Annotated in this window: 18 protein-coding genes and 3 pseudogenes; 11 read left to right on the forward strand and 10 right to left on the reverse strand. The window is 65.5% G+C overall.

The genetic code is table 11. The features are described from left to right. Positions 1-64 precede the first annotated feature (64 nt). The 5 genes from ltrA (at position 65) to ABZZ04_RS25785 (ending at position 5,933) form a co-directional block, all read left to right on the forward strand. The gene (gene ltrA, locus ABZZ04_RS25765; RefSeq protein WP_356934579.1) at positions 65-1,519 is read left to right on the forward strand and encodes a group II intron reverse transcriptase/maturase; all 1,455 of its coding nucleotides are present in this window, start codon (positions 65-67) and stop codon (positions 1,517-1,519) included. Between the two features lie 893 nt (positions 1,520-2,412). Further along, a complete protein-coding gene (locus ABZZ04_RS25770) occupies positions 2,413-3,489 on the forward strand; it encodes a helix-turn-helix domain-containing protein (protein WP_356934581.1) in 1,077 nt (358 codons plus the stop codon). Between the two features lie 47 nt (positions 3,490-3,536). Continuing rightward, on the forward strand, positions 3,537-4,445 hold the full coding sequence (locus ABZZ04_RS25775; RefSeq protein WP_356934582.1) for a bacteriocin fulvocin C-related protein: 909 nt from the start codon (positions 3,537-3,539) through the stop codon (positions 4,443-4,445). Positions 4,446-4,506: 61 nt separating this feature from the next. Next, the gene (locus ABZZ04_RS25780) at positions 4,507-4,950 is read left to right on the forward strand and encodes a CPCC family cysteine-rich protein (protein ID WP_356934583.1); all 444 of its coding nucleotides are present in this window, start codon (positions 4,507-4,509) and stop codon (positions 4,948-4,950) included. A gap of 857 nt (positions 4,951-5,807) precedes the next feature. After that, positions 5,808-5,933: a hypothetical protein gene (locus ABZZ04_RS25785; protein ID WP_356934584.1), complete on the forward strand. Its 126-nt coding sequence runs from the start codon at positions 5,808-5,810 to the stop codon at positions 5,931-5,933. A 355-nt stretch (positions 5,934-6,288) separates the two neighbouring features. Here ABZZ04_RS25785 and ABZZ04_RS25790 read toward each other — a convergent pair whose 3' ends face one another. From ABZZ04_RS25790 to ABZZ04_RS25800, 3 genes and pseudogenes are all read right to left on the reverse strand, one after another. Next, positions 6,289-7,470 (reverse strand): hypothetical protein, encoded by a 1,182-nt coding sequence (locus ABZZ04_RS25790; protein ID WP_356934674.1) that lies wholly within the window; start codon positions 7,468-7,470, stop codon positions 6,289-6,291. A gap of 219 nt (positions 7,471-7,689) precedes the next feature. Beyond that, a pseudogene (locus ABZZ04_RS25795) lies at positions 7,690-8,157 on the reverse strand (TniQ family protein); the annotation flags it as partial. A gap of 492 nt (positions 8,158-8,649) precedes the next feature. After that, a pseudogene (locus ABZZ04_RS25800) lies at positions 8,650-9,054 on the reverse strand (transposase family protein); the annotation flags it as partial. 198 nt (positions 9,055-9,252) lie between these two features. Here ABZZ04_RS25800 and ABZZ04_RS25805 point away from each other — a divergent pair. From ABZZ04_RS25805 to ABZZ04_RS25815, 3 genes and pseudogenes are all read left to right on the forward strand, one after another. Further along, positions 9,253-11,460: a hypothetical protein gene (locus ABZZ04_RS25805; RefSeq protein ID WP_356934585.1), complete on the forward strand. Its 2,208-nt coding sequence runs from the start codon at positions 9,253-9,255 to the stop codon at positions 11,458-11,460. A gap of 289 nt (positions 11,461-11,749) precedes the next feature. Continuing rightward, positions 11,750-12,558 (forward strand): IS5 family transposase gene (locus tag ABZZ04_RS25810; protein WP_356934586.1). Its coding sequence is split into 2 segments (ribosomal slippage): positions 11,750-12,089 and positions 12,089-12,558, totalling 810 coding nucleotides; the frame shifts between segments, so codons are not numbered across the junction. Positions 12,559-12,565: 7 nt separating this feature from the next. Further along, a pseudogene (locus ABZZ04_RS25815) lies at positions 12,566-12,793 on the forward strand (transcriptional regulator); the annotation flags it as partial. A 111-nt stretch (positions 12,794-12,904) separates the two neighbouring features. Here ABZZ04_RS25815 and ABZZ04_RS25820 read toward each other — a convergent pair. The 6 genes from ABZZ04_RS25820 to ABZZ04_RS25845 all read right to left on the reverse strand — a co-directional run bounded on the left by ABZZ04_RS25820 (position 12,905) and on the right by ABZZ04_RS25845 (position 19,270). After that, positions 12,905-14,155, reverse strand: coding sequence for a hypothetical protein (locus ABZZ04_RS25820; protein WP_356934587.1), 1,251 nt, complete (start codon positions 14,153-14,155; stop codon positions 12,905-12,907). Beyond that, positions 14,148-14,678: a DUF4365 domain-containing protein gene (locus ABZZ04_RS25825; RefSeq protein ID WP_356934588.1), complete on the reverse strand. Its 531-nt coding sequence runs from the start codon at positions 14,676-14,678 to the stop codon at positions 14,148-14,150. The genes ABZZ04_RS25820 and ABZZ04_RS25825 overlap by 8 nt, the downstream gene beginning before the upstream one ends. A gap of 472 nt (positions 14,679-15,150) precedes the next feature. Beyond that, positions 15,151-15,915 carry a hypothetical protein gene (locus ABZZ04_RS25830; RefSeq protein WP_356934589.1) on the reverse strand — a complete coding sequence of 255 codons (765 nt, stop codon included), beginning with the start codon at positions 15,913-15,915 and terminating at the stop codon, positions 15,151-15,153. 3 nt (positions 15,916-15,918) lie between these two features. Continuing rightward, positions 15,919-17,925: a hypothetical protein gene (locus tag ABZZ04_RS25835; RefSeq protein ID WP_356934590.1), complete on the reverse strand. Its 2,007-nt coding sequence runs from the start codon at positions 17,923-17,925 to the stop codon at positions 15,919-15,921. Between the two features lie 89 nt (positions 17,926-18,014). Then, positions 18,015-18,458: a hypothetical protein gene (locus ABZZ04_RS25840; RefSeq protein WP_356934591.1), complete on the reverse strand. Its 444-nt coding sequence runs from the start codon at positions 18,456-18,458 to the stop codon at positions 18,015-18,017. 410 nt (positions 18,459-18,868) lie between these two features. Then, the gene (locus ABZZ04_RS25845; protein WP_356934592.1) at positions 18,869-19,270 is read right to left on the reverse strand and encodes a hypothetical protein; all 402 of its coding nucleotides are present in this window, start codon (positions 19,268-19,270) and stop codon (positions 18,869-18,871) included. 782 nt (positions 19,271-20,052) lie between these two features. Here ABZZ04_RS25845 and ABZZ04_RS25850 point away from each other — a divergent pair. The 3 genes from ABZZ04_RS25850 (at position 20,053) to ABZZ04_RS25860 (ending at position 22,858) form a co-directional block, all read left to right on the forward strand. Then, complete coding sequence (locus ABZZ04_RS25850) at positions 20,053-20,316, forward strand: helix-turn-helix transcriptional regulator (protein ID WP_356934593.1); 264 nt, start codon at positions 20,053-20,055, stop codon at positions 20,314-20,316. A gap of 222 nt (positions 20,317-20,538) precedes the next feature. Continuing rightward, positions 20,539-21,327 (forward strand): DUF6083 domain-containing protein, encoded by a 789-nt coding sequence (locus ABZZ04_RS25855; protein WP_356934594.1) that lies wholly within the window; start codon positions 20,539-20,541, stop codon positions 21,325-21,327. Positions 21,328-21,394: 67 nt separating this feature from the next. Then, positions 21,395-22,858: a UvrD-helicase domain-containing protein gene (locus ABZZ04_RS25860; RefSeq protein ID WP_356934595.1), complete on the forward strand. Its 1,464-nt coding sequence runs from the start codon at positions 21,395-21,397 to the stop codon at positions 22,856-22,858. Between the two features lie 154 nt (positions 22,859-23,012). Here ABZZ04_RS25860 and ABZZ04_RS25865 read toward each other — a convergent pair whose 3' ends face one another. Next, positions 23,013-24,191, reverse strand: coding sequence for an acyl-CoA dehydrogenase family protein (locus ABZZ04_RS25865; RefSeq protein WP_356934596.1), 1,179 nt, complete (start codon positions 24,189-24,191; stop codon positions 23,013-23,015). Positions 24,192-24,210 lie beyond the last annotated feature (19 nt).

The raw sequence follows: 24,210 nt of genomic DNA on the forward strand, positions 1-24,210 counted from the left end.
GAGGCCGGGAAAGCCGGTCACATGGGGAAGGGCGGCAGCGGAGAACATGGAAGGAGGGACTGCAATGCCAGAAGACACCTCGCTGAACAGCGAGGATCCGAGCTCTCGGGTTCGGGTACTGGAGATGCAGACCAAGCTGCACCATTGGGCGACGGCCGATCCGGGCCGTCGGTTCGATGACCTGTTCAACCTCGTGCACGATCCGGCGACGCTGACCACGGCGTTCGCCCGGGTCGCGGGAAACCAGGGTGCCCGCACTCCCGGTGTCGATGGCCTGACGGTCATCGAGGTCGAGGAGCGGATCGGGGTGCCCGGGTTCCTGCATGACCTGCGTGCCACCCTCAAGGACGGCTCGTTCCGACCTCTTCCGGTGCGGGAGCGCAAGATCCCGAAACCGGGCGGGTCGGGGAAGGTCCGCAGCCTCGGGATTCCGACGGTCGCGGACCGGGTCGTGCAGGCCGCGCTGAAGCTGGTGCTGGAGCCCGTCTTCGAGGCCGACTTCACGCCGGTCTCCTACGGCTTCCGGCCCGGCCGGCGGGCCCAGGACGCGATCGCTGAGATCCATCACTTCGGCACCAACGGCTACCGCTGGGTGCTGGATGCGGATATCGAGGCGTGCTTCGACCGGATCGATCACGTGGCCCTGATGGATCGCGTGCGCGCCCGGGTGAAGGACAAGCGCGTTCTGGCCTTGGTCAAGGCGTTCTTGAAGGCCGGGATTCTGACGGAGCTCGGCGAGAACAAGGAAACCATGACCGGGACCCCGCAGGGTGGAATCCTCTCCCCGCTCCTGGCCAACATCGCCCTGTCGGCGCTCGATGAGCACCTGATGGGGCCGTGGAAGCCGGGTGGGGCGATGTCCACCGCATGGCAGCGCCAAAGCCGCCGCACTCGCAAGCAGTTGCCGAACTGGCGCGTCGTCCGCTACGCGGACGACTTCGTCGTGCTCGTCAACGGCAGCCGCGAAGACGTGCTGGCGGTGCGCGAGGACGTCAGCCAGGTGCTCAAGCCACTGGGTCTTCGCCTGTCGCAGGAGAAGACCCAGGTCACACACCTGGAGGACGGAATCGACTTCTTGGGGTTCCACATCCAGTGGCGCCGCAAGAAGGGGACGGATCAGTGGCACGTCTACACGTTCATCGCCAAGCGGCCCATCCGGCAGTTGAAGGCGAAGATCCGTGCCCTGACCCGCAGGCAGTCGCAACAAGATCTCAAGTCCCTGCTGATCAGGATCAACCAGATCGTACGGGGCTGGTCCGCCTACTTCCGGCACGCCGTGGCCAAGAATCAGTTCAGCGCACTCGCCGACTTCATCTGGTGGCGAGTGATGAGGATGTTGAGGGTCCGGCACGACTGGACGTGGAAGGATATCCGTCGACGGTTCGTCACAGCCAGTGGGCAGTGGCGGCCTATCTCGGCGGAGGGAACCGAGCTCTTCGACATGGCAACGGTGATCATCACACGATACCGCTGGCGAGGAGCCCGCATCCCCTGCCCATGGACCGAGATTCGAGCCTGATGGCGGTCTCCGTGGAGAGCCCGTTGCGTTGAGAGGCGCACGGCGGGTTCGGCGAGAAGTCCGGGGAAACGGGCCGGGAGCAATCCCTGCATCGCGCCCCGGGCTTACTCAGCAGTTGCCGGGGTCGGGTTCCCAGGGTGCGCCAGGATTTCGGCCCGGGGTGGCTCCTGTTGGTCGAGGTAGTTCTGGAAGGCCGTTGGCCGGCGGGATGTGGGGGCTTCCTGGGTGGGTGGTAGTCCGCTGAGGCGCTCGATCAGGAGTCCGCGGCGGGCCAGGCGGGTGTGGATGCCGGGCAGGACCTGACTGTCGTGAGTGGTGGCCATGTCCGTGATCACGTTGGGCCGTCAAGAGCGCAGGTCTCGGTCAGGTGAGCGGCGTACCCTTTCCAGCTGATGATGTGCCCGTGCCGTGCGTAGCGGGCCGAGGTGTCGTAGGGAGAGATGGTCGCCCGGGACGAGGGTGGCAGCCCGGGTTTGCCTTCCTTCTCGGCCGTGCGCCGGCGCAGGTGTCCTGCATCGTCACGGTGGTAGTTCTGCACCATGGTCCGGCGCAGGGCCTGGACGCGAGGACCGGACGCACACCCTGCGCGGTCAGAGACGGGACCTGCTCACCGGAACGGGGACAGAGCGACAACGGACACCTCGACAACAGCATCGGCGACGGAACGGCTTGAGCATGCCCGCCGATCATGTGTCCGCACCGGGAAAACCCAAGATCCCCGACAGAGCCAAGTTCAGTGCGTGCTTCTGATCCCCGATGTTTCTTGATCTTGAGACTTCGTTGCTCGCGAGGAGGCGCGTGGCGGTGCATGTGACCGAAGTGCTGCTGGACTGCGTACGGTTCCCCATGCCACGTTCGAAGCCTCGAGGGAACCGGCTACGGGGAGGGTGGGAATGCTGGTGACGGCGTTCAGCACGGAGGTCGTGGCGGCACCGGAGCGGTTCGAACTGTTTACCGAAATCACTGATCGCTCGCACATGATCAACCGACTGCGCAGCAACGATCAAGACGACTTCCGTGCCAGGATGCGAGTTCTGGATTTAGGGGATTTACAGGTCTCCATCATGCAATTTCCGCATCTGGAGATCACGCGGACCGCGAAGTTGATCCGGCAGTCCGACCCCGAGGCGTACCAGATCAACTACTTCCTCCACCAGGAGGGAGTTTTCTCCACAACTGGGGCCGATACGGCACTACGTGCCGGAGACCTGGTCGTGATGGACAGCAGCCGTCCCTTCCGCGGGGAAGTTCACTCTGTTCTGGACAGCTGGTCACACGTGACTGTGCAGTTTTCTCGCCGACTGCTGCCGCTGCCGGACAAGACGGTGCAAGCTCTGCTCGGCGCCCCAGTCGACGGGCGCAGAGGCATGGGCGGGGTATTCACCCGCTGGCTTACCGATCTCAACGTACGCGCCGACGAGTTCACCTCGGCCGACGTCCCCGCCCTCGCCTCGGTCACCTTGGACCTCCTCGGGTCCGTCATTGCGCGTTGTCTGGACGCCGAGGACGCGATGAGCCCGGATGCCCGTCGACGGGCCCTGAAGGTACGCATCCACGACTTCATCCAGCAGCGGCTCGCCGATCCATGCCTGGCCCCCGAGGCCATTGCAGCCGCACACGGCATTTCCACGCGATATCTGTACAAGCTCTTCCACGAGCAAGGCCTCACGGTGGCCGGCTGGATCCGTGAATGCCGCCTGGAGCGTTGCTGTCGCGATCTCACCGATCCAAGTTTCTCCTCGCGCTCCATCCAGGCCATCGCGAGCCGCTGGGGCTTCATCGACAAGGCTCACTTCAGCAGAGTCTTCCGCGCCGCCTATGGCATGCCTCCCCGGGACTACCGCCACTTGGGGGCGCACAGGCACGGCGTGCAGGGACCGTCAACCACTGTGCGAGGGCGGTCAACGACACCCTTGCCACCCGGTGACATGCTCTCGTCATCCATCGACCGGAGTGGTCCGAGCACCTGAAAGGCGGAACATCAGTGACACCTGCGAAGGAGCATAAGCGGTGGGTTATGGCGTTCGATGCCACCTGCGGCACGTGCACGGCGATCTCCTCGGCCGTGGCCCAGGCGAGCGACGGCAAGCTGGAGGTGCTTCCGCTGACCGACCCCGACGTGCAGGAGTGGCGGCACCAGAGTATGGGCCTCGATCCTGAGTGGGCCCCGACATTACTCCGCGTCGACGGACCCGCCGTCCGCGCGTGGACTGGACCCGCCATGACAGTTCCCCTGGTGAGGCGGCTCGGGCCAGGCGCGACAGTCCGGGTCCTGCGCGCTCTGGGCCGTTTGCGCTACGAGGCCAAGCACGGCTCGTCGCAACCCGACAGCATGCCGATCGGTCGCAAGCGGTTCTTGCAACTGTGCGGCGGGATCGCTGCGGCGGCCGCCCTGACGATGACGGGCAAGACGCCTGCCTTCGCACAATCGGGCCAGACCCAGGCGCGGGCATGGGCCGAGGCCAACAAAGGCAACCTGCCGCGCACCTATTCGGAGATAGTCAACCACTCGGAGCCGTACCGCAAGGCGATTCTGCGCGCGCTGTCGCCGCAGGACCGAACACAGCTCTGGCTGGACCACTTCGAGCACTACCGCGCGGCACATCCCAACCTGTCGGCCCCTCAGACACAGGTCATCGACCAGGCTCGCGAACTGGTACCCAAGGTGCTCCTGTCCGAGGAGGACGTCTCCCAGAAGGTACGGCGTCTGGAGGACGTGGCGAAGCGTGAGTTCGGCCGTGAGGGAGCCGCCGACCTGCTCGCCCGGCTCGGACCTGCGGACGCCGGGCTCGGACCGCTGGCCTACTGCTCGTGCGCGACGGAGAGCGACTACTGCAGCGGATCCTGCCGACGCGGGGGCTGCACCATAATTCCGTCGGACTGCGGGACGCTCTGGGCGTACGACTGCAACGGTCTGTGTGCCTGAGCACGCAACGGAAACCCGAGTGGGCCACGGGGCGTCGGCTGTCTGAGTTCCAACGGCGGCAATGATCTGGTCATCCGGGTGCCGCGCACGTCGCGGCACCCGAGACCCTGCCGAGGCTGACGACTTACTGATCGTTTCAGAATGGGCGACCGGTCCAGAGCTTCCTCGCGGATCACGCAACACTCGACGTGTGACAACGCCCGAAGAACCGCCCAGAGCCGGCCCACCCGGCTGCGGTCCGTATGCCTGTCCCTGCTGCAAGCTCTTGACGCTGGAAGCCCGCGGACAATTCCAGATCTGTGACGAGTGCAGCTGGGAAGACGACGGCCAGGACGACCCGAACGCCGACGAGGTCTGGGGCGGCCCCAACGGAGCGGAGAGCCTGACCGACGCACGTCGTCGCTACGCGCAGTACGTCACCACAACAAGGGCAACAGATCCGAGATCGGCAGCCAACGGCGGCCCAGGCAGGTGGCGTTCACGCCCGAACCGGCGTCGCATCTGAGTACGGGAATTGGTCCACACCGGAGATCCTCCTCAGCCTTTCCGCCACCGCGACTGTGCAGAACGGAACAGCCGTCGTGGTAGCCGTAGCCTCGCGCGGGGCCATGAGACTGGCTTAGCTTGGCTCTGTCGGGGATCTTGGGTTTTCCCGGTGCGGACACATGATCGGCGGGCATGCTCAAGCCGTTCCGTCGCCGATGCTGTTGTCGAGGTGTCCGTTGTCGCTCCGTCCCCGTTCCGGTGAGCAGGTCCCGTCTCTGACCGCGCAGGTCGCGCGGGCGGGCAACCCGGGCAAGTACGACGGCAATGTGGGTACGGGACCGCCCTGACGGGCTCTGGACCGACGAGGATTCCACCGACTGGTACCCGCGGGACGGCCGCCCGGGGCTCTCACCTGCCCAGCCGGCCACCGGCAACGACACCGTCCGGCCCTGGAACACCTGCACCGGCATGGCGCAGGGTGTGCGTCCGGTCCTCGCGTCCAGGCCCTGCGCCGGACCATGGTGCAGAACTACCACCGTGACGATGCAGGACACCTGCGCCGGCGCACGGCCGAGAAGGAAGGCAAACCCGGGCTGCCACTCTCGTCCCGGGCGACCATCTCTCCCTACGACACCTCGGCCCGCTACGCACGGCACGGGCAAAGCGCGATCAAGGCGGTCGCGCCGCCTGAACCGCCTGAACCGCTCTCGCCGACCGTGCTGTGCACGCCTCGCCCCTGCGGTCCGCCGTCAACAGGTTGCCGGCGGCCCAGAAAGATCCCGTGGCTGCGACCGCCCCGGGACCGCCCTCAGCGAAGCCCACCTCGTGGGCGAACTTGCGTGCGCCACCTATCACTTGTGTGATTTCACGGAGATCGTGGCCGAGATCGCGTGCCTTGACATCATCGTGGACCGGTCCGACGGCACCGCCACCCTGCCCGTCTCCGAGATGGAGCGATCCACCGGAAAATGGATCATGGTGACCATCAGCCTCTGCATGTGACAACTGAAATCGGCAGTCGCACGCGCTGTGACCAGGATTGCTGCTTGACATCAGGAGACCCTCGTGACCTGCGCTGATGCCAAGTAGTTCCAGCGACCGAAGGGGAAGAATCAGAGAGATAGTTGGCACTTTGGTACAGCGCAGGTCACGAGGCTTGTCACCACAAGGAGCGTGCCCGTTCAACTGCAGACCAACGGCGGCACGAGAACTCGCGCGCAGGTGCAGCCATCGCCCCCGCGCACACGCACAGGGTTCACGCACGGTTCAGGCAAGTACTGCGTTCGGCGTGCTTCTGCGCGATCGACTGGGTGTGACGTCGACGGTCGCGCCGCCTTGATGGACGACAGCCGTCGGACTACTGCTGTGCCGGGAGTTCCCTCGACTCACATTCCGCCCCGAGCCGGTCGGCGTAGGAGCCGAGCCTCTGAAGCAAGGTGAGCATGCCGCGGCCGCGGGCGTTACGAAGCTGGCTCGCAGCGCCAGTGACGATATGTGCACTGGCGAGCCGCTTCCCGGTCGTGGCGTCTCGGATCAGGGGGCTGAACAGGTGGTAGCTCTGAGTTGCACGAGCCCAGGCAAGTACGGAGAACCCGATGTGGTGGTGGGACTGCTTGAGACTGTGGTCCAAGTCGCATGTGAGGTCCATCCAGTCCTGTGTGGGAACGACCCATTGAGCCAGTTGCCGTCGTCGGCGAGCGTAATTGTGGCGCTCCGGGTCTCGGTCCATCTGTTCCGCGACGGCTTCTACAGCCGAGAGGAAGAGTGGCCAGGCGTCTTCTGGGCAGCGCTTCCTCAGTTGCCGCACGGAGGACTGTGCACAGCTGACCGGCATGTCGAGGATGCGGGCGGCTTCAATCACCGTCGCCCCGGTGCTCATCTCGATCAGCTTGAGGGCTGCGGCCTTGCGGATGTGGTTGGGATTGGCCGAGCTTGACACGGTGAGACTAGTGGCGAATACGGAGAAGTATTGCTGATACCAAGTGGCGGGGATGAATTGTGGGACCTCTCCCGGGTTGAAGCGATTGTCTCGTGAAGGGACGCGCAGAGCGGCGGTGGCCAAGGCATGACGGGTGCCGCTATGGAATCCCCGGTACTGGCGGCTCAGCGCCCGTGCGAGCGATGGAGTCACCGGCCGACTGCGGAGCGTCCTCATGAAGCGGCCTCGATCCTGCCCGGCAGCACTGCCCGCCAGGGACTGCATGGTGTCACGTAAGCGCGCGGGATTCCGATCGGCGAGGAGAGTGTCGCTCTGCAGGAGGAGTGCTGCGGTCGCTTTGGGGTCGACAGGCGGTCGAAGAATGGATGCCGGCCCGTGCTGGGCACCCTCCTGCGGAGCGCTGTTGCGTCGCGCCTCAGCGATGTAACCGTCCAGAGCGTCAGCGAGCGGTGTGTCGAGTGTTGCGGAGTGAGTGGGGGCTGGCCAGGCAAGGATGACGAGCTGCGCGACTGCAAGCAGGTCGTTGAAGTAGAAGGGGTCTTCGCGTCCCAGCAGTAGTCGCGCAGCGATGCGTTCCTGCAGTCGCAGACACGATTCCAAGTATGAGATGGCGGAGTTTTCGCCCTCGCACCTCCGGGCCAGCGGCGCTTCGCAGTAGGCGCGGGGCTGGCGGCCAGAAGAGCCGCGTAGGACGTTACGGCAGTTCGTGGGGTGGATTCCACTGGCATCAGGGTTCAGCACCATACCGAGGCGGGCTCGGGAAGCGGTATGGAGCGGAAGGGCGCATGTGGGGCACTGGTACTCCAGTAGCTTCCTATGCCGCGTGCACGCAAAGATCACGGGAAGATGCCAGTCCCGGCGCCAGGCGCCTCCGTGAGCGCGCTGAATAGGGCTTCCGTCACCAGCAAGGCAAGCGGCGCAGAAGCGGTTGGCTTGCGAAAAGGCCCAGGCGTCACGCCGAATCTTTCCATTCGCCTGCAGTCCGACACGAGCGAGCGGTGGATAGCTGCTCGCATGAAATCTCAGACCGAAGGCTGAAACTTCGTCCGTCGTGAGGCGAGTTGCCGCGGCGAACGAGTTCGCTGTCTCGGGCTCTAGCCCTAGCAGAAGGTGAGCGGGGAACCGTGAGGCCCTATCGTCGGGGGCATAGGTAACCAGCGATGTAATTCGCCCGATTTGGGCAGGTGATCGATCCAGGCGATGAGCCAAGCGCAGAATGAAACCCGTCAAAGATTCTCCCAGAAAGGGTGCGAGGCTACGGGGAAGGGGCCTCACTCTTCTCCCCATTGCACGGCCCGCTGCGCCAGCGTCATCACGTGCACCTGTTCCGCTTCACTCTCGTCAACGCTCCCATGCCACTTGCGTCTTCCACGCAGGCACCTTTCAGATCCACGTCGGCAGGCCGTCGGCGACGCCGCGTCCCTCGCGGCGTTCAGCTTTCGCCACCTACTCTCATCGTGGGTCCTTCCACGACTGGGCAGATTGGTGGACACCGCGTCAACTGGGGAGACCCTCACCACCTACGAGGGTCGAACCGTGAGCGCAGCCGAAGGCCGAGACGTAGTCCCCGATGTCTTAAGGCCCCCGCTCGCCTCATACTGAAGCAGCGCGCTATCAGGCCTCCCAACTCGCGTCTCTGTCGATCACTCGAAGGTGTGACTCCCCTGAAGCCAAGAGACGGGACAGGCGGTGCTGGCCGTATCCTCACGAAGGCAGTTGCGGGTCGAATCAGCAGACAGTCACGGCGTGGGACCAACGAAGCGTGAGCCTTTTCCAACCTCACGCTGACGCGTGGTGAAGGACGAGGACGGCCCGGACGATCGCTGTTATGCGGTTGGTGCGGCAGCGGAGCTTCCGCAGGAGACGCTAGCCCTTCAGGGTGGCCATGGCCTGCTCGCCGAGACAGCGGATCTTGGCGTGGGTGGTGTTGTGGCGGCGCTTCCACCGCTTGAGGCGCCGGCCTCGAAACGGTACGCGGACGGGTCCACCGGCGCCTTGGCACGCCTTGTCCGCTCAACATCTCAGCCCGGCTTCGGCGAGGGCTTCGATGATGCCGTGCTGCCTGGCAGCGGTCAGGTCGTAAGTCGAACCGGGCAGAGCCGGAGAGGCCCACAGCAGCCGCCCGAACGGCGTGAGGACCTGCACGTTCATGCCGTGGCGCTTGTGTTTTCCGGAGTAGTAGGGGTGTAGGCGGCGATCCCGGTACGGAACCCGGCGGCCATCTGGGCGTTGCGCAGGACTGTCCCACTCGCGGTCGGCACTGCCAGCTTGGAGAAGGCGCGGTATACCTCGGACACAGGCAACAAGGCGCGGCGCCTCGGCTTGCGCAGCAGTTTTCTCGAGGATCGGCCAAAACTCCTGCTACGCAGCTAGAGTCTGTCCATGACGAGAGAACGCCTAACCCTCGCGCTAGAGCGGCTGGGTTCTGGAGACTGGAAAGTGTTTGAGGAATTCGCCGCAGATTTCCTTTCCGTCGATTATCCAACCCTTCGCACCATGGCCGCACCTGCTGGCGATAGGGGCAGGGACGGGCAAATGTATCGACCCGCCGAGGAGCCATCGGTAATGGTTCAATACTCGGTTTCCGTTGATTGGGCATCGAAAATCAATAGAACCATTAGACGTCTTAAGGAGAATTTCCAAGAGATCGATCGGCTGATCTATGCAACCAGCAAGAGAATCGGCCCCGCTGCCGATGACCTGGTGTCAAAGATCTTCAGGGAGCAGGGAATCTCAATCGACATCCGAGATGACTCCTGGTTTCTAGATCGACGCGAAACGCATCCCCAGCGGGCTGCGGCTAGCGCGAGCCTGTGTGATCGAATCGTAGAGCCTCTCTTGCGTCGCCGGGGACTATCTGACCGAGTCGGTCTTTCGCTCAATGAAGGCGAAGCAAGGTTGGGCCTACTTCACCTGAGCCTGCAGATTCAGGATGCGGCCAGCGACAAGGGGCTAACTAAGGAGTCGTTCGAATCTCTCACCCTTTCCGCGCTTCACGATTCGGACTCCGAGAATGCCATTGCGCGCGAGGAGATTCATCGCCGAGTAGCATCTTTCCTCCCCGCCGGACATGAGCAGCAAGTTACTGGGCAGGTAGATGCCGCGTTGACTCGAATGAGTGGCAAGCGAGGCGTCATTAAGCACCACAAGGCCGACGATCGCTTTTGCCTCTCCCATCAGGAGCGCGTCAGCCTTGATGAGCGAGTCGCCAAGTTCGTTCTGAGCGAGGAGCTCCTAGAGAAAGAACTGTGGCGCATGGTTGAGTCGCACTCAAATACCCCGGAGGGGGGTGGCGGTGAAGAGAAGGTAGGACGCGAGCTGCGTGCCAGTATGGAATGGATCCTTCTCAGGCAGGGGGAGATCTTCGCGAATGCGGCAGGATCGGGAGAGACAACTAATACCGCTATAGACGACCTGGTCGAGATCCTCACAGAAGAGCCCACAAAAAAGTCTCATGGGCTTCCCCAGAAGGTGGTAGCCAAGGCCTTGATGGATGTTCTCACCAATCCCGGAGAAGGCATTAAAGATCACCTGAGGCGCCTGGCGGACGGGTACACGCTATTTGCTTTCATGCGCCAGACACCCGACGTGCAGAAAGTCGTGGTGAGACTCTTCTCAGATGGGGAATTTTGGCTGGACACATCGATCATTCTTCCCCTGATTGCCGAGACGCTGGTTGAGGACCCTGCGAGTAGGCATTACACCGTAATATTCCGCGCGGCCCTTGATGCTGGAATCGACCTATACGTAACGGACGGCGTGGTGGAGGAGGTTGAGCGACACCTCAATCGGTGCTTGATGTTCAGCCGGAGTGAAACGAGGGCATGGAACGGTTCCACTCCATTCGTCTACGGCGCCTACGCAATGAACGGCCGAGCACGAAATGCGTTCGCGGGTTGGCTCGAGAACTTCGTTGGCGACTCGCGTCCCGAAGATGACATCCGTGAATACCTGGAGGATGTGCACTCGATCAAACGGAGGAACCTGGGAGAGGAGAGTGAAAGTGCATCGCCCGAGTTTCGATTCGCCGTCCAGGAAGAGTGGAGTGCGGTTCATGAGCGGCGCAGGAACTCGCGATCTGCACAAGTTGACGTATTTGCCACGCAACAGCTGGTGGCGCACGACACAGAGAATTATGTCGGTGTCACTATGCTTCGGAGCAAGGGGCCGGCCAACCCGATGGGATATCGGCAGTGGCTCGTCACGCTAGATAAGGCGGCTTTTGGAATTAGAAGAAGCTTGGTTGATCGAGTTGATTCACCTCCGCCGTCGCCGGTCCTTAGCCCCGACTTCCTTTCGCAGTTTTTGCGAATCGGCCCACTCAGGTCGGCGATTGAGCGGGATTTGAGAGTAAACCTTCCGGTACTCACGGACGTTTCGCGATTCGACTACGTACCCAAGCAGCTTATTGAAGCAGCTGAAGAGCTGAGGGCTGAACTTGACGGAAAGAACGAGAGAATTATTCAGCGACGCGTCCGTGACTCTCTGGACAAGATGAGAGTGCAAATGGGCGAGGAGGCTGCTGCGGGGTCTGCTGGGATGGAAAAAAGGATCATGTCTTTGCTCAAGGACGGGAATTCTACAGTTTAGATCGACTGTAGCCTGAAGGGGCTCCCGAAGGCCGGTGGAGCGGCTTTGGGCTGGAGCTGCTTTGGGGCGAGTGATCATGGCCCCGTAAGCTTCCGGCGCGTCTCGCAGCTTGACAGATGGCATTAGGAATCATTGCCCACGATCCGGAAGACGTGACCGCGCGGTCAGCTGAGGGAGACGGGGTGGGCCCACACCCATGGTGGGCCCACCCCGCCAGTTACTGATCGTTTCAGAATGAAGTTCGTTGTGGGTCTTGGCGGTTGGGTGATGTGTCGGCAGGATCTGTTGGGTGTCTGCTGATCTTGTGCCTGATGACCTGTGGGAGCGTGTGGCCCCGCTGTTGCCTGCTCGTCCGCCGCGGCGGCATCGGTATCCCGGGCGGTTGCCGGCGGATGACCGGGCTGCGTTGCGGGGCATCGTTTACGTGCTGTGCAAGAGCGTGAGCTGGCGGGACGTTCCGGCCGAACAGGTCGGCTGCAGCGGTGTGACGGCCTGGCGTCGGCTGCGGGACTGGACCGAGGCCGGTGTCTGGCCGCAGCTGCACGAGGTACTGCTGGCCGAGCTGCGGGCCGCGGGCCTGCTGGACATGGACGACGCGGCAGTCGACGGCTCTCATGTCCGGGCCCTCAAAGGGGGGCTCACACCGGACCTTCGCCGGTCGACCGCGCCCGTCCGGGCAGCAAGCACCACCTGATCGTCGACCGGCACGGCACCCCGCTCGCCGTCTCGCTGACCAGCGGAAATCGTCACGACGTCACTCAGCTGATGCCGCTGCTGGACGCGATACCCCGCATCCACGGGGTCCGCGGGCGGCCGAGGCACCGGCCGGGCCGGCTGTTCGCCGACCGTGGCTACGACTACGACAAGTACCGCCGCCTTCTCCGGGCCCGCGGCATCACACCGAAGATCGCCCGGAAAGGAACAGCCCACGGCTCCGGCCTGGGAAAGACCCGCTGGGTCGTCGAGCGCACATTCGCCTGGCTCCACCAGTTCAAGCGGCTCCGGATCCGCTACGAGATACGCGCCGACCTTCACCTTGGCCTACTCCAACTCGCCTGCAGCATCATCTGTTTGAGACGACTCCGAACTTCATTCTGAAACGATCAGTAAGTGGGCCAAACATCACGTCGCCATGCTGAGCGTCGGCACGAAGACCCTCCAGCACCCGATCCTCGGCGAACTCACCCTCGACTGGAACACGCTCACCTCAAGCACGGACCCCGACCAGCAGCTCGTGGTGTGGACCGCCGAGGCCGGAATGACTTCCCACGACGGTCTGCGCCTGCTCGCTTCGTGGGCGGCCACGCACCGAACCGCTCAGCAGACGATGTGATCGTGCCGCCGACGCTCAGGACCGATCTCCCGACATGAGCGCAGGTTGAGAAACGGTGTGCACCCGCTCATGGCACCGATCACGGGCCGCAGGGGCGAGCTGCTGTCCTTTTCACTCCATGTCGTCGATGCTCAGCTGGCCTCGGGTGATCTGCGAACGTTGCTCCGGCGCCACAACGTGGAGCAGGGTGTCAAGCTGGCCCACTGTGCGTACGACGCTGGCGTCGTAGAGCCAGTGCAGGTTGCCTTCGCGTTCCAGTCGGCCGTTGACCTGTAGAGCCAGGTTCTCCTCGTACGCATGGATGGCTTCGTGGTACTGGTCTTCGTCCGCCAGCCGCACCCGGACCTTGCGGGGCTGTCCTCCCATTACGTTCTCGACGCCGAAGACTCCTGGGCCGTCGGCTTCCTTGCGAGCCAGCAGGTGGACGCGGCCGGTCACCGTCACGAAGCCGGAGTCCTCCGCCGCAGCCAGACGGTGGGCCGCCTTCTCCAGAATGACTGCGTCACCACCGGAGAATGCGAATCGGGATACGGGTTCATCGAACCCGCCGGGCACAGAGGTGTCCCATTCGATGGTGATGTCCGAACCGTCGGAGTGCTCTGTGATGCCGAGGATCGCCGTCGCCATCTCGTACGAGACTCCCTCTCGTACGCCCGCGTCGAACCCCGTGAGTGATCCGCTGGAGCGGTAGTGGTCAATGGCCTCGGCGGTCGCGGACAGCGCCTTCACCACGGCGTGACTCACGTCTCGGCCGTACGGTCCGACCGCTGCTCCGACATCCAAGGTTGGCACGGTAGTGGTGGGGGGCTTGCGCAACGGCACGGTGGTTGCCGACGGGGCGAACGCTTTGACGATGTAGCTGCCTGGCTCTGTCTGTCCCATCAGCACCGTGTCGAGGTAGCGATTGGCGAACTGGCCGTGCCGGTTGCCGAAGTGCCGTGTCTGGTCGAGGTAGGACTTGGCGCCGGCGACCAGTGTGCGCCGTGCGCTGGAGATGAGCCGTTCGCCCTCCCTCCAGGCGATGAGCCCGCTGGGGAAGGCCGCTTCCCTGCGGAAGCGGAACTCGTCCGTGGGGTCGGTGAACAGCCGTGGGGCGATCGCCCGGGCCCACAGGTTCCGGTAGCTGGGAGCGCTCACCTGGTGCAGCAGGCCCTGGAGGTCCTCGATGTACTCCGGAGCCTCGCGGTCCAGCGGCACGACGAACGCTCCAGCGCGAGGGTCGGGCTCCCCAGGAGGGGCGAGCCTGTTGTAGACGCCGCTGCGCCGCCCAACGAGTGTCCAGCCCGCTTCGGTCATGAGGGTGGTCAGCCGTGTTGGATCGACACGCCACAGATCGAGTTCGGTGGATGCCAGGTCACGCATGGAGCGGCTCACCCTTCTCGATCTTTCCCATGATGACGGTCAGTGCCTCGGCGTTGAAGAGGTTCGCGGTGGGAATCCGTACCGAGGGCTTCTCGGCCGGCGGGACCGTCATCCCCTCCAGACTCGCCCAGTAGCAGGCTTGCTTCACCTCCAGGTGGGTGTGCGCCGTGCGAGTCCACTCCGACTGCCCCTTGGGGATCGTCATGACAACCAGGAGGGACTTCATACGCTGGCGAGGACGGACCAGACGCTCCATGTAGTCACGCTTCTCGAAGCGGTAGCGAAACGACTCCGCGCTGCTGTCCACGGCTATCTGGGTCGTGCTCTTCATCTGGACATAGAAGCCAGCCTCTTCCCCCAGCGGGTCGGAGGGCGTACGAACCAGCAGCGCATCGACGCCAAACATGTCACGGCCCTGCTTGATGAAGAGACAGCCCGCGGTCGCAGCGACGCTCTGCATGTAACCCTCCTGGAGCTGTTCCATGCAGGTCGTGAACGTCCGGCGATCGACGGGCTCGGTCATGCCGCTCCCCACGGCTTGCGACACGGGTGCCCCCCTTTGGTAGCCCTTGCCCCAGCCAGCGCAGCATACGGTTCCTCACTCCCAGCTGTGGAGACATCCGCTGCCACGATATTGACCACCCTTGACGAGTGCGCAGGCCCGCGGCCGTCCGAGCGAAGGGATGGTCAATGCGTTTGGCGGCGTCCGAGGAACCCGGCCCTGCGCCCGACGGTTTCTCAGATCCTGTGTCTTCCTCAGTCCCTAAGATCCTCGCCTCGGGCGCCGGGGATGTGTCCGCCGCGCTGGTACGTGATCTCGTCCGGATGGCTCCGGACGCGGGCGTGCCGCCAGGCGGCGTCAAACGAGACGTTGCCGTAGCTGGCTCGCACCAGGTGCCATGCGTGCCAGCTGGTGCGTGGCGCGAGTAGCCACCGCAGCATCGTCGTACTCGCGGCGGCGGGAGGACAGCGAGAGCGCGGGAGACGACGCCGTATCATCCCTCGCCGTCCCGGCGGGGCGGAGAGTGTCCGTTGAGCAACGCCGATGCCTGAGCCGCGTGTTCGGGACGGTTCGCGTGGTGCATGCCCGCGGCCAGGAGGGTGTAGAGCATCTGCTTCTGCGGTACGTCCTGGAAGCTGTCGAGGAAGTCCTTGACCACTTCGAGGGCCTGGTGGTCGACGGTGCGTTCGTACGTGAGGCGGTGGCTGGCGAAGACCTCGGCCAGGGTCTCGGCCGTGGCGACAGGCAGGTGGTCACGCCAGTCGGCGCCGTCTCTCTCTAGCCACCGGACGAGCACGGCTGCGGGATCGGACAGTTCCCTGGCCAGGGCATCGGTCCGCTGTCGGCGCAGGGTGTCGGCGATCGCCTGCCGCCGTTGGGCGGCGTGGAGCTCAGTGACGGCATCCTGATCGTCGCGCGGCAGATGCAGCGAGACCCAGGCCTCGAACTCGACCGGCGGGCTCGTCGGCAGGCGGCGTCGGCGCACGAGATGCTGGTTGAGGGCGTCGCGTGCGGAGGAGACATCGGACGGATCGCATTCCCGGGCCAGGGAGATCGCCGCTTCCCGAAGATGCTTGCGTACCTTCGCTGCGACTTCGTCGACGCTCCCGGGAAAGGGAGGTTCACTCAGCCGGGTCACGCCGATCCGTGCTGTGAAGGCGATGCCCGGGTACGAGCTGGGGAGGCGAACCTCGAAGCGGCGAAGGGCGCGCCGCAGCGCCCGGTGGGCGCTGCGGCGCTGCCATCTGGTGGGCTTCACAGGTCACGTTTCCTTGACCGGGCCGGAGGTGAACATGTCCGAGAAGGGGATGTGCAGCTCTTTTCGCAGCTCGATGACGGCCTCGTCATAGCGCACGTCGGGTTCGCCATAGACGAGAGCGGCGATGGGAGTCGCCATGAGGTGCCGTCCGATGACTTGGCGCAGGATGTCGGTGAGCAGGTCTCGGGCGATCAGCTCGTCGGATGCCCAGGTGCGGGCCCACGCGATGAGTACGTCGCCAGCCTTGCGGTGCACCTGTGTGTCTGTCAGGACCGTGCTCCAGGCGTCGATCAGCGCCTGTTTGATCTCCGGTTTGCTCTCGGCGGCCGTGAGCATGACCCGTAGGACGAAGGGGTCGACGCTGGGATCGACGAGGGCGAGGAAGGCCCGGTGGCCGGCCAGGTTGTCGGACTCCTTGGCCCACTTGATGACGGTGCTCCACACGCGGGCGAGCTGGTGCTCGCGGCCGGCGAGCCGACGCAGCGCCGTCTCGGCTGCTTCGACCGCCCCGTCGTACTGTGCGCGCGCCAGGATGTGACGCAGCCGGACGAGCGTCTGGCGCGGGTAGTCGTCGGCGAAGGAGGTCTGGCAGACCAGGGCGACAGTCCTAGCCAGTGCCTCGTTTTCCTTGTCCTGAGCCCAGGTGAGGAGTCGGGAGCGGACCGTCGGTCCCAGTCCGTCCACCTCGGCGGAGCGGGCGAGCACGCGGGCGATCAGGTCTAGATGCTCTTCGCGGTTGTTTCCGTTGTCGATCCAGTCGCGGATCTTGTCGATGACGCGGATGTCGTTCTCCGCGATGGCGAGGTCAACGAGCAGGTCGCTGATGGGCGAGAGTCTTGTGGCGCCCGCCTGCCCGGGAGAGGTGAGCCCGTTCAACCAGGTCAGCAGGTGGGGGTGGATGTCGGCGCGCTGGCGCCACAGGTGCAGCAAAACAGCTCGCGCGTAGCCCGGCTTGTGGTCGAGGCCGGCGTGGCGTCCTTGTACCTGTGCCCCGACGCGTGTGAGGCGTGTGGCCAGGTCGGGCCCGGTCAGAATCTTCCGTACGTTCTTCTCCGGGCCCTCGCCCAGGAGCCTGCGTCCGGCCTTCTGGATGGTCAAGGCGTCTTCGCCGCTGAGGAACACCGAGGCGATGAGCAGCGCACGGTCGTCGGCGTTGTCTTCGGTGGTCTCGAACACGTCGTCGACCTGGGTGCGCCACTGCTGGAAGGAGGCCCGCGCGGCCTCCAGCCCTTTCGGTGACGGTTCGACACGTGCCAGGGCGTCCGCGAGCCGCACCGCGTCGGCGGGGCTGTTGGCATCGGTCAGCAGGTCCCAGGCCTCGCCCACGTGCCCCGCCTCGCCCGAAGCGGCATCCAGCCAGTGGACCCGGTCCGGCTTCTGGTAGACGTGGCGCAGGTGTGCCGCGGCGACTCGGTGCGGCGAGGGACGTGCCTCTGCCCGCGAGACGACTCGCGCCAGGGCTCCCGACTCGCTCTCGGGCCAGGTTCGTTCGTCGGCGACCAGCACAAGGAACGAGCCCTTGCGGCGCAGCGTCTCGGCGTGACCCACAAGGCCGACTGCGACCTTGTGTGGGTCTTTCCACGCGTTGATCTCCGAGGCGACATCCAGGAGGTATCCCGTGCCTGGCTCTTCGGGCAGGAGTGACGTGTCCGGGACCGCGGGGTCGCTCCAGTCGGGCCGGATCTCCTTCAGTACAGGCAGGGCCTTCTCATCGTTCGGCTCCGCCTGTGCAGCCTCCGAGAGGGCGCGAATCGCGGCTGTGCGCTTGCCGAATCCCGGCGCGCCCGCGATCACGGCGATTCCCGGTCCTGCGACGCCGAGCATCGCCGCCGCGTCAGCTGCCGTGGTCACCGTCTTGCCGTCGGAATCGAAGCCCACCCAGACGGGAGAGCGGACGATGTCGAGCTCTGCGGCAGAGATCGCGGCCACCGGCAGCAACTGCTTGCCCGACATGGTCACGGGGCCAGCCGCGATGATGATCGACGAACGGTCGTTGTGGGCGACGCTCACCCTCATGGACCGCACAGCCTCAGCAGGTGTCTCATCGGGCGGGGCCGCCGGCTGCACGTGCGGTGCCCCCTCCGTCTGGAGCTCCTCGCTCACTCCGCGCCACCGGGCGCGCGGTAGACGATGTCGCCCCCGGCGTGGATCGACCTGCCGGAGATCAGCACCTGCGAGTTGGTGTTGTGGTGAACGCTGGTACGCGACCTCATGGCCTCGTCAGCCGAGTCCGACCCGTCGATCAACTGCTGGAGTTCGACCGCGGCCTCCGGGTACTTCTGCAGGAACGCTGCCAGCTGGATGAACATCGCCTGCCGCAACTCCTCGGCAACGGAGTCCCGATCGGATTCCGTGCTCTGGGTCAGGCGTGCTCGGGCTTCGTCGACGAGCTGCAGATCCCTCTCGGCCGCTTCCTGCCCTCCGCGTCCGAACAGCCTCGCGACGGCACGTCGACAAGGCTCCCACGTCGCCTTCGCCATCTCCGCGACGACGGCAGCGGCTCCGCTGGTGGCCACCTGCATGATGTCCAGTGCGTCTCCCATGAAGCATCCCCCCAAAAAACCAGTCGGCAGATATTCGACAGCACAGCGTGCAGATTCCTCACCGACCACGGCAATCGAAAACTCTTGCGTCATCCATAAAAGACAATCAACGCCACGCTCGAATCTCGCCAAGCCTTGACCACCAAAGAAGCCACTGCCTGATCGAATGGATCATGAGACGCGCACTACACTCCTCTCGAACCCGCAAGGAGGCTGGCGCAATTGAGCCATGGTGAACCTCAGTCGAACTCATGGAAAGCAGGCGGAAAACCCGCCGCCACATCCGTCCAGATGACCAATCCTCGAACATCAATGCGATGCGGCCCGCCCTGGTGGCACCTTGACCCGCCCTCGCCCATCGCGGACATGCCGTGCACCTCAAGGCAATACGCAAACCCGCGATCACCAGTTCATTCCGCCGAAGCGATCTCCCAGGTCATGTTCTCTTCCGTAGGGTCGACGACCCACTGAGACAGCACACCGTTTTCCGCGAGCTGCTCGAATGCGCGCGCCGCGGTTACGGAATCCACGCCCGAGATGTGCGAGATTTGAGCGCTGCCGAAGAATTCGCCCTGCGCAACCTGGGGCGCCAGAGCCATCAACACCATCGCCAGCACACGTGCGGTCGGCTCCAGGGCGCGCATCCGTCGCTGCCGGGCGACGCGCAGCGCCCAGTCCGCTGCGCGTCTACGGCTCGCCCGGCTGGGCATTCCTTCGCACGGGTCCGTCAGCCAGCCCGCGAACGCGGCTTCCGGGGTGGCATCGGCCGTGATCAGACGGGCATCCAGGAGCTCCTGCCAAGCTCGCTCCACGGACCCCTCCCCCACGCCCTGAAGGAGGCCTGCGGGGAGGTGCACTCGGCCTGCCGCGGTCGCCCGAAGAACAGCCTGGAGCGCGATAAGGCGCGCCAGCGGGGTGATGCGGAACGGCAGTGAGGAGGCAACGTAGTTGAGCATCTGGGCGACGAGCGCGGGGTCGGCAGGGGCCGACCGGTGCCGGCGTCTCGTAGGCATGCGCTGCGGGAGTGCCGCCGCCGAGTGCCGGGTCTGCGGCACCACCGACGCGTTCGCCATGGCGTACGCGCAGGCCGCGCACACGTCGGCGAGGCGCCATCGCCGCCCGCCGCGCTCGCACGCGAGCACGAGCAGTACAGGTCCGTCACAACCGCGGTGGCGCGTATGCCAGCGACAGCCCCGTTCGTGACACTGACAGGTCTTCAGGTGCTGCGGCACGGGGCATGCGCGGGCATGCTGCGCAAGGTGCGCGAGCGCGGCGGCCCGTGCGGACCGCCCGTCAACCGCTACCGGCTCCGGAGAGCAATGGGGACATACGAGCATCGGCCCCCGCGGAACTGATTGCAGTTCGACGGTCCACGTACGTGGCGCCAAGGGGCGTGTAGTGCACAGCCTCATCGGGCCCCTGTCTCCTTTCCGCCCACTCGGCCGGCCATGCCGGAGGGCATCGCTGCGGCGAGTGCCACGACGGGCGCACACCGTAGTGCAGACCTCTGCACTTTCGAGCTCGAACCCCATCCACACAAATAGGGCAGACATCTGCACTGACATCACGGTCGACTGCGCCGTCGGATGGGCGGGTGACGATCTTGCCGCCCGAGCCGAACTTCGAAGCACTACGCCTTCGGCTTGCGCGACTGAGGGGCGAGCGGGGTTGGTCCTACGACGATCTCGCCGAGAGAACCGGCAAGTCCCGGCGCACGCTCATTGAGATCGAGCAAGGCCGGACCGTCGGATCCCTCGACACCTGGCACGCGCTCGGCCACGCCTTCGGCGTTCCACTCGCCGACCTTTTCGCCGCCCTGTGCGAGGGTCACGACCGGCCAGAGGGCGTCGCCAGGTAGCCTGGTTTCGCTCCAAGGAACGACCACTCGATCGGGTCGACCGACACGAACGGACATTCGCTTCGCCGGGCATACGTTCATGACGCTTAGGCCGAAGGGGCAAATCCGCGGCGGGGGTCGCGGGTCCCACGGTGTGTTGCCTGGATCCTTCCGGCCATGCGCCTCACTCACCCGGGCCGTCATTGGGACGGCACTCCCATCACACCTCACCGTCGCCGTGCGTTGGTCATCGCCCGTGACAGCCCCAGCAGGCTGCTGCGCAGTGCGCAGTCCTCCCGCTGCCAGGAATGCGGCAACAGCGTCGACCGGTACGCCACCACCGGACACCGGCACATCAGCCTTCATCCCGTCGAAGTACCGGCGGCTCTCACCCCGCCCGACGACCGCTGGCACCTCGCGTCAGGCATCGCTCACCCAACCGATGGCGGCGACCTGTGGTGCCGCCTCGCGCACCGAGCCGTGTGCCCCGCCGCCACCGAGCCGAGCGTACTTCCCTCCGCTCTCGGCGACATCAGGCGACGCCTGGCACTCCACACCCGGCGCCTGATCGACACCGGAACCTTCACCCCCGGAAACGACCGCGAAGCCAGGCCGCACAACGAAGGCATCTGCCGCCCCGCACGGCCCGTCGTCCAACTGCTCTACACTCGCTACATCGCCGCCGCACCCGTCGAAAACATCCAGTGCGTCGCCCAGAACACGTGCCGCACCCGCTGCGCCAATCGAGTCCTAGCTCCCGGCACACTCCCAGGGCGCTGGACCCTCGTACCCGCCACTCCTCGTCGGCGAGGCACTCAGCAACTCGCCCTGCCCACGACGGACTTCCTCGTATACGACCTCGGAAGCCTGCCCTTCGGCGAGCAGGTGCGCTGGCGTACTCAGCGCTGCCCCGCACATGCGGTGACGAGCGGAGCACCAGACCTCGCCCTGCCCGATTGGGAACTCTTCGACCCGCTGCTTCACCACGCATACCTGGCCACCCGGCTGCCGGACACGGCCCGACGCGCCTGAGCTCCCATCCGCCGGGAGACAGCCGCCCACCACCCCCGAGATTCAGCACCCGATCTGGAGCACCCCGTTGTTCACCCCCACCGACGAGCAAACACACGCGGCCGACCGCTTCCACTCAGGTCACCACATGGCCCTCCAGGCCGGGGCCGGCACCGGCAAGACCTCCACGCTCGCCCTGCTCGCGCACGGCACCAGACGCTGCGGTCGCTACCTCGCCTACAACCGCTCCATCGCCCGGGAAGCGGCCACACGCTTCCCGTCCACCGTCACCTGCAGGACGGCCCACGCACTCGCCTACGCCGCCCTCGGTCACCGCTACTCGCGTCGGCTCGGCGCACCCCGTCGGCCCGCCTGGAGGACAGGGCAAGACCTCGGGATCACCAGGCCGGTCCACATCGCCGGACACACTCTGACCCCCACCACCCTGTCCAACGCCGTCCTACGGACAGTGACCCGCTTCTGCTACTCCGCGGACGCTGTCCTCACACCGCGCCACGTCCCGCTCCTCCGCGGCATCGACGGCCCTGAACAGCATCAAGAGCTCGCCTCCTGCGTCGTCCCCTACGCCGAGAAAGCCTGGGCGGACCTGCAGCACCCCGATGACGGCGCGGTCCGCTTCGACCCTGACCACTTCCTCAAGATCTGGTCCTTGACCAACCCGAAAATCCACGCCGACTTCCTCCTCCTCGACGAGGCCCAGGACACCAACCCTGTCGTCGAGCAGATCTTCAACAGTCAGCGAGAGCACGCCCAGCTCGTCATGGTCGGGGACTCCGCCCAGGCCATCTACCACTGGCGCGGCGCCAAGGACGTCTTGACGGGCTTCGACGGCACCCACCTCCCCCTCTCCCAGTCCTTCCGTTTCGGCCCAGCCCTCGCGGCGGAAGCCAACAGATGGCTCGCCATCGCCGAATCACCTCTTCGCCTCAGCGGCAGCAGTACCAAGACCACCCGCCTCTGCCCCGTCGCCGCTCCCAACGCAGTCCTGTGCCGGACCAACGTGGGGGCCATGCAACACGTGATGACGCTCCTGTCCGCCGGCATCCGCGTGGCACTCGTCGGAGGTGGCGAAAGCCTCCGCTCCCTCGCCCTCGCCGCCCGACAGCTCCAGGAAGGCCGGTCCACCAGCCACCCCGAGCTCGTCCTCTTCCCCACTTGGGGAGCCGTCCAGGACTACGCCGCGTACGACCCGTCCGGCCGCGACCTGCAGCCCTTGGTGGACCTCGTCGACACCCACGGAACCCCGGCCATCCTCGACGCCGTCGACCGCCTCAGCCACGAGCTGCACGCCGAGGTAACCGTGTCCACCGCTCACAAGGCGAAGGGGCGAGAGTGGGCCGGTGTGAAGATCGCCGACGACTTCACACCGCCCAAGGACGGGGACGAACAGGACGACACCGGCCGACCGCTCCCCGGCCGCGTCGAACAGGACGAAGCACGCCTCGCGTACGTTGCCGTCACTCGCGCCAGCCACCAGTTGGACCTCGGTGGACTGTCCTGGATCAACGAACACCCTCAGGGACACGCCTGACCAGGTCAGCAGACCTACGGCCTGACCTCAGAGACAGGTGGACGAAGCTCTCGGGAAGGCTCGCCCAACAAGCAGGATCACGCCGAGGGCGACTAGTGATCACGGTGTCAACCATCCCTCTTTTATGCCAACTAAGAATCCTCGTCACACGCGCTCAGCGCCGTACCCGCGGCATCCCCAGGCCGATCCACGAGATGATCTCCCGCTGGATCTCGTTGTTGCCGCCGCCGAAGGTGAAGATGACGGCGGAGCGGTATCCGCGTTCGAGTTCGCCGTGCAGCACGGCGCCCGCCGAGCCCTCCTTGAGGGGGGCCGCCGAGCCGACGATCTCCATGAGCCAGGCGTAGGCGTCGCGGCGGGCCTCGGAGCCGTAGACCTTGACGGCGGAGGCGTCCTGCGGGGTGAGGGTGCCTTCCTGGACCGCGGAGACCATGCGCCAGTTGAGCAGTTTCATGGCGTCGAGCCTGGCGTGGGTGCGGGCCAGGAGGGTGCGGACCCAGCCGAGGTCGGCGACCCGGCGGCCGTCGGCGAGGCGGGTGTCCACCGCCCAGCGCTGGACGTCGTGGAGGGCGCGGATGGCCATGGTGCCGTGGGCGGCGAGGGTGACGCGTTCGTGGTTGAGCTGGTTGGTGATGAGCCGCCAGCCCCGGTTCTCCTCGCCGACGCGGTGCGTGACGGGGACGCGGACGTTCTCGTAGTGGCTGGCGGTGGTGTCGTGCGAGGCGAGGGTGTTGATCAGGGTGCAGGAGTAGCCGGGGTCGGTGGTCGGGACGAGCAGCATGGTGATGCCCTTGTGCGGCGGCGCGTCCGGGTCGGTGCGAACGGCGAGCCAGACCCAGTCGGCGGTGTCGCCGTTGGTCGTCCAGATCTTCTGCCCGTCGACGACGTAGTCGTCGCCGTCGCGCACGGCCCTGGTCCGGAGGGCGGCGAGGTCGGTGCCCGCCTCCGGTTCGCTGTAGCCGATGGCGAAGTCGATCTCGCCGCTGAGGATCCTCGGCAGGAAGTACGCCTTCTGCTCGTCGGTGCCGTACCGCATGATCGTCGGCCCCACGGTGTTGAGGGCCATCAGCGGCAGCGGCACGCCCGCCTGGGCCGCCTCGTCGAAGAAGATGAACTGCTCCATCGCGGACAGGCCCCGTCCGCCGTACTCCGTCGGCCAGCCGACGCCGAGCCAGCCGTCGGTGCCGAGGCGGCGGATCGTCTCCCGGTAGAAGCGCTTCTGTTCCTCGGGGGCGGCGTGACGCGCGTGGGCGTCGCCGGGTACCAGGTCGGCGAAGTAGGTACGCAGTTCGGCGCGCAACTGCTGCTGTTCAGGCGTGTATTCGAGGTGCACGGCCCCTCCGGAGTCTCGC

Origin of the sequence: Streptomyces sp. NPDC006435 (assembly GCF_040612315.1) — a bacterium.
Classification (GTDB): Bacteria; Actinomycetota; Actinomycetes; order Streptomycetales; family Streptomycetaceae; genus Streptomyces.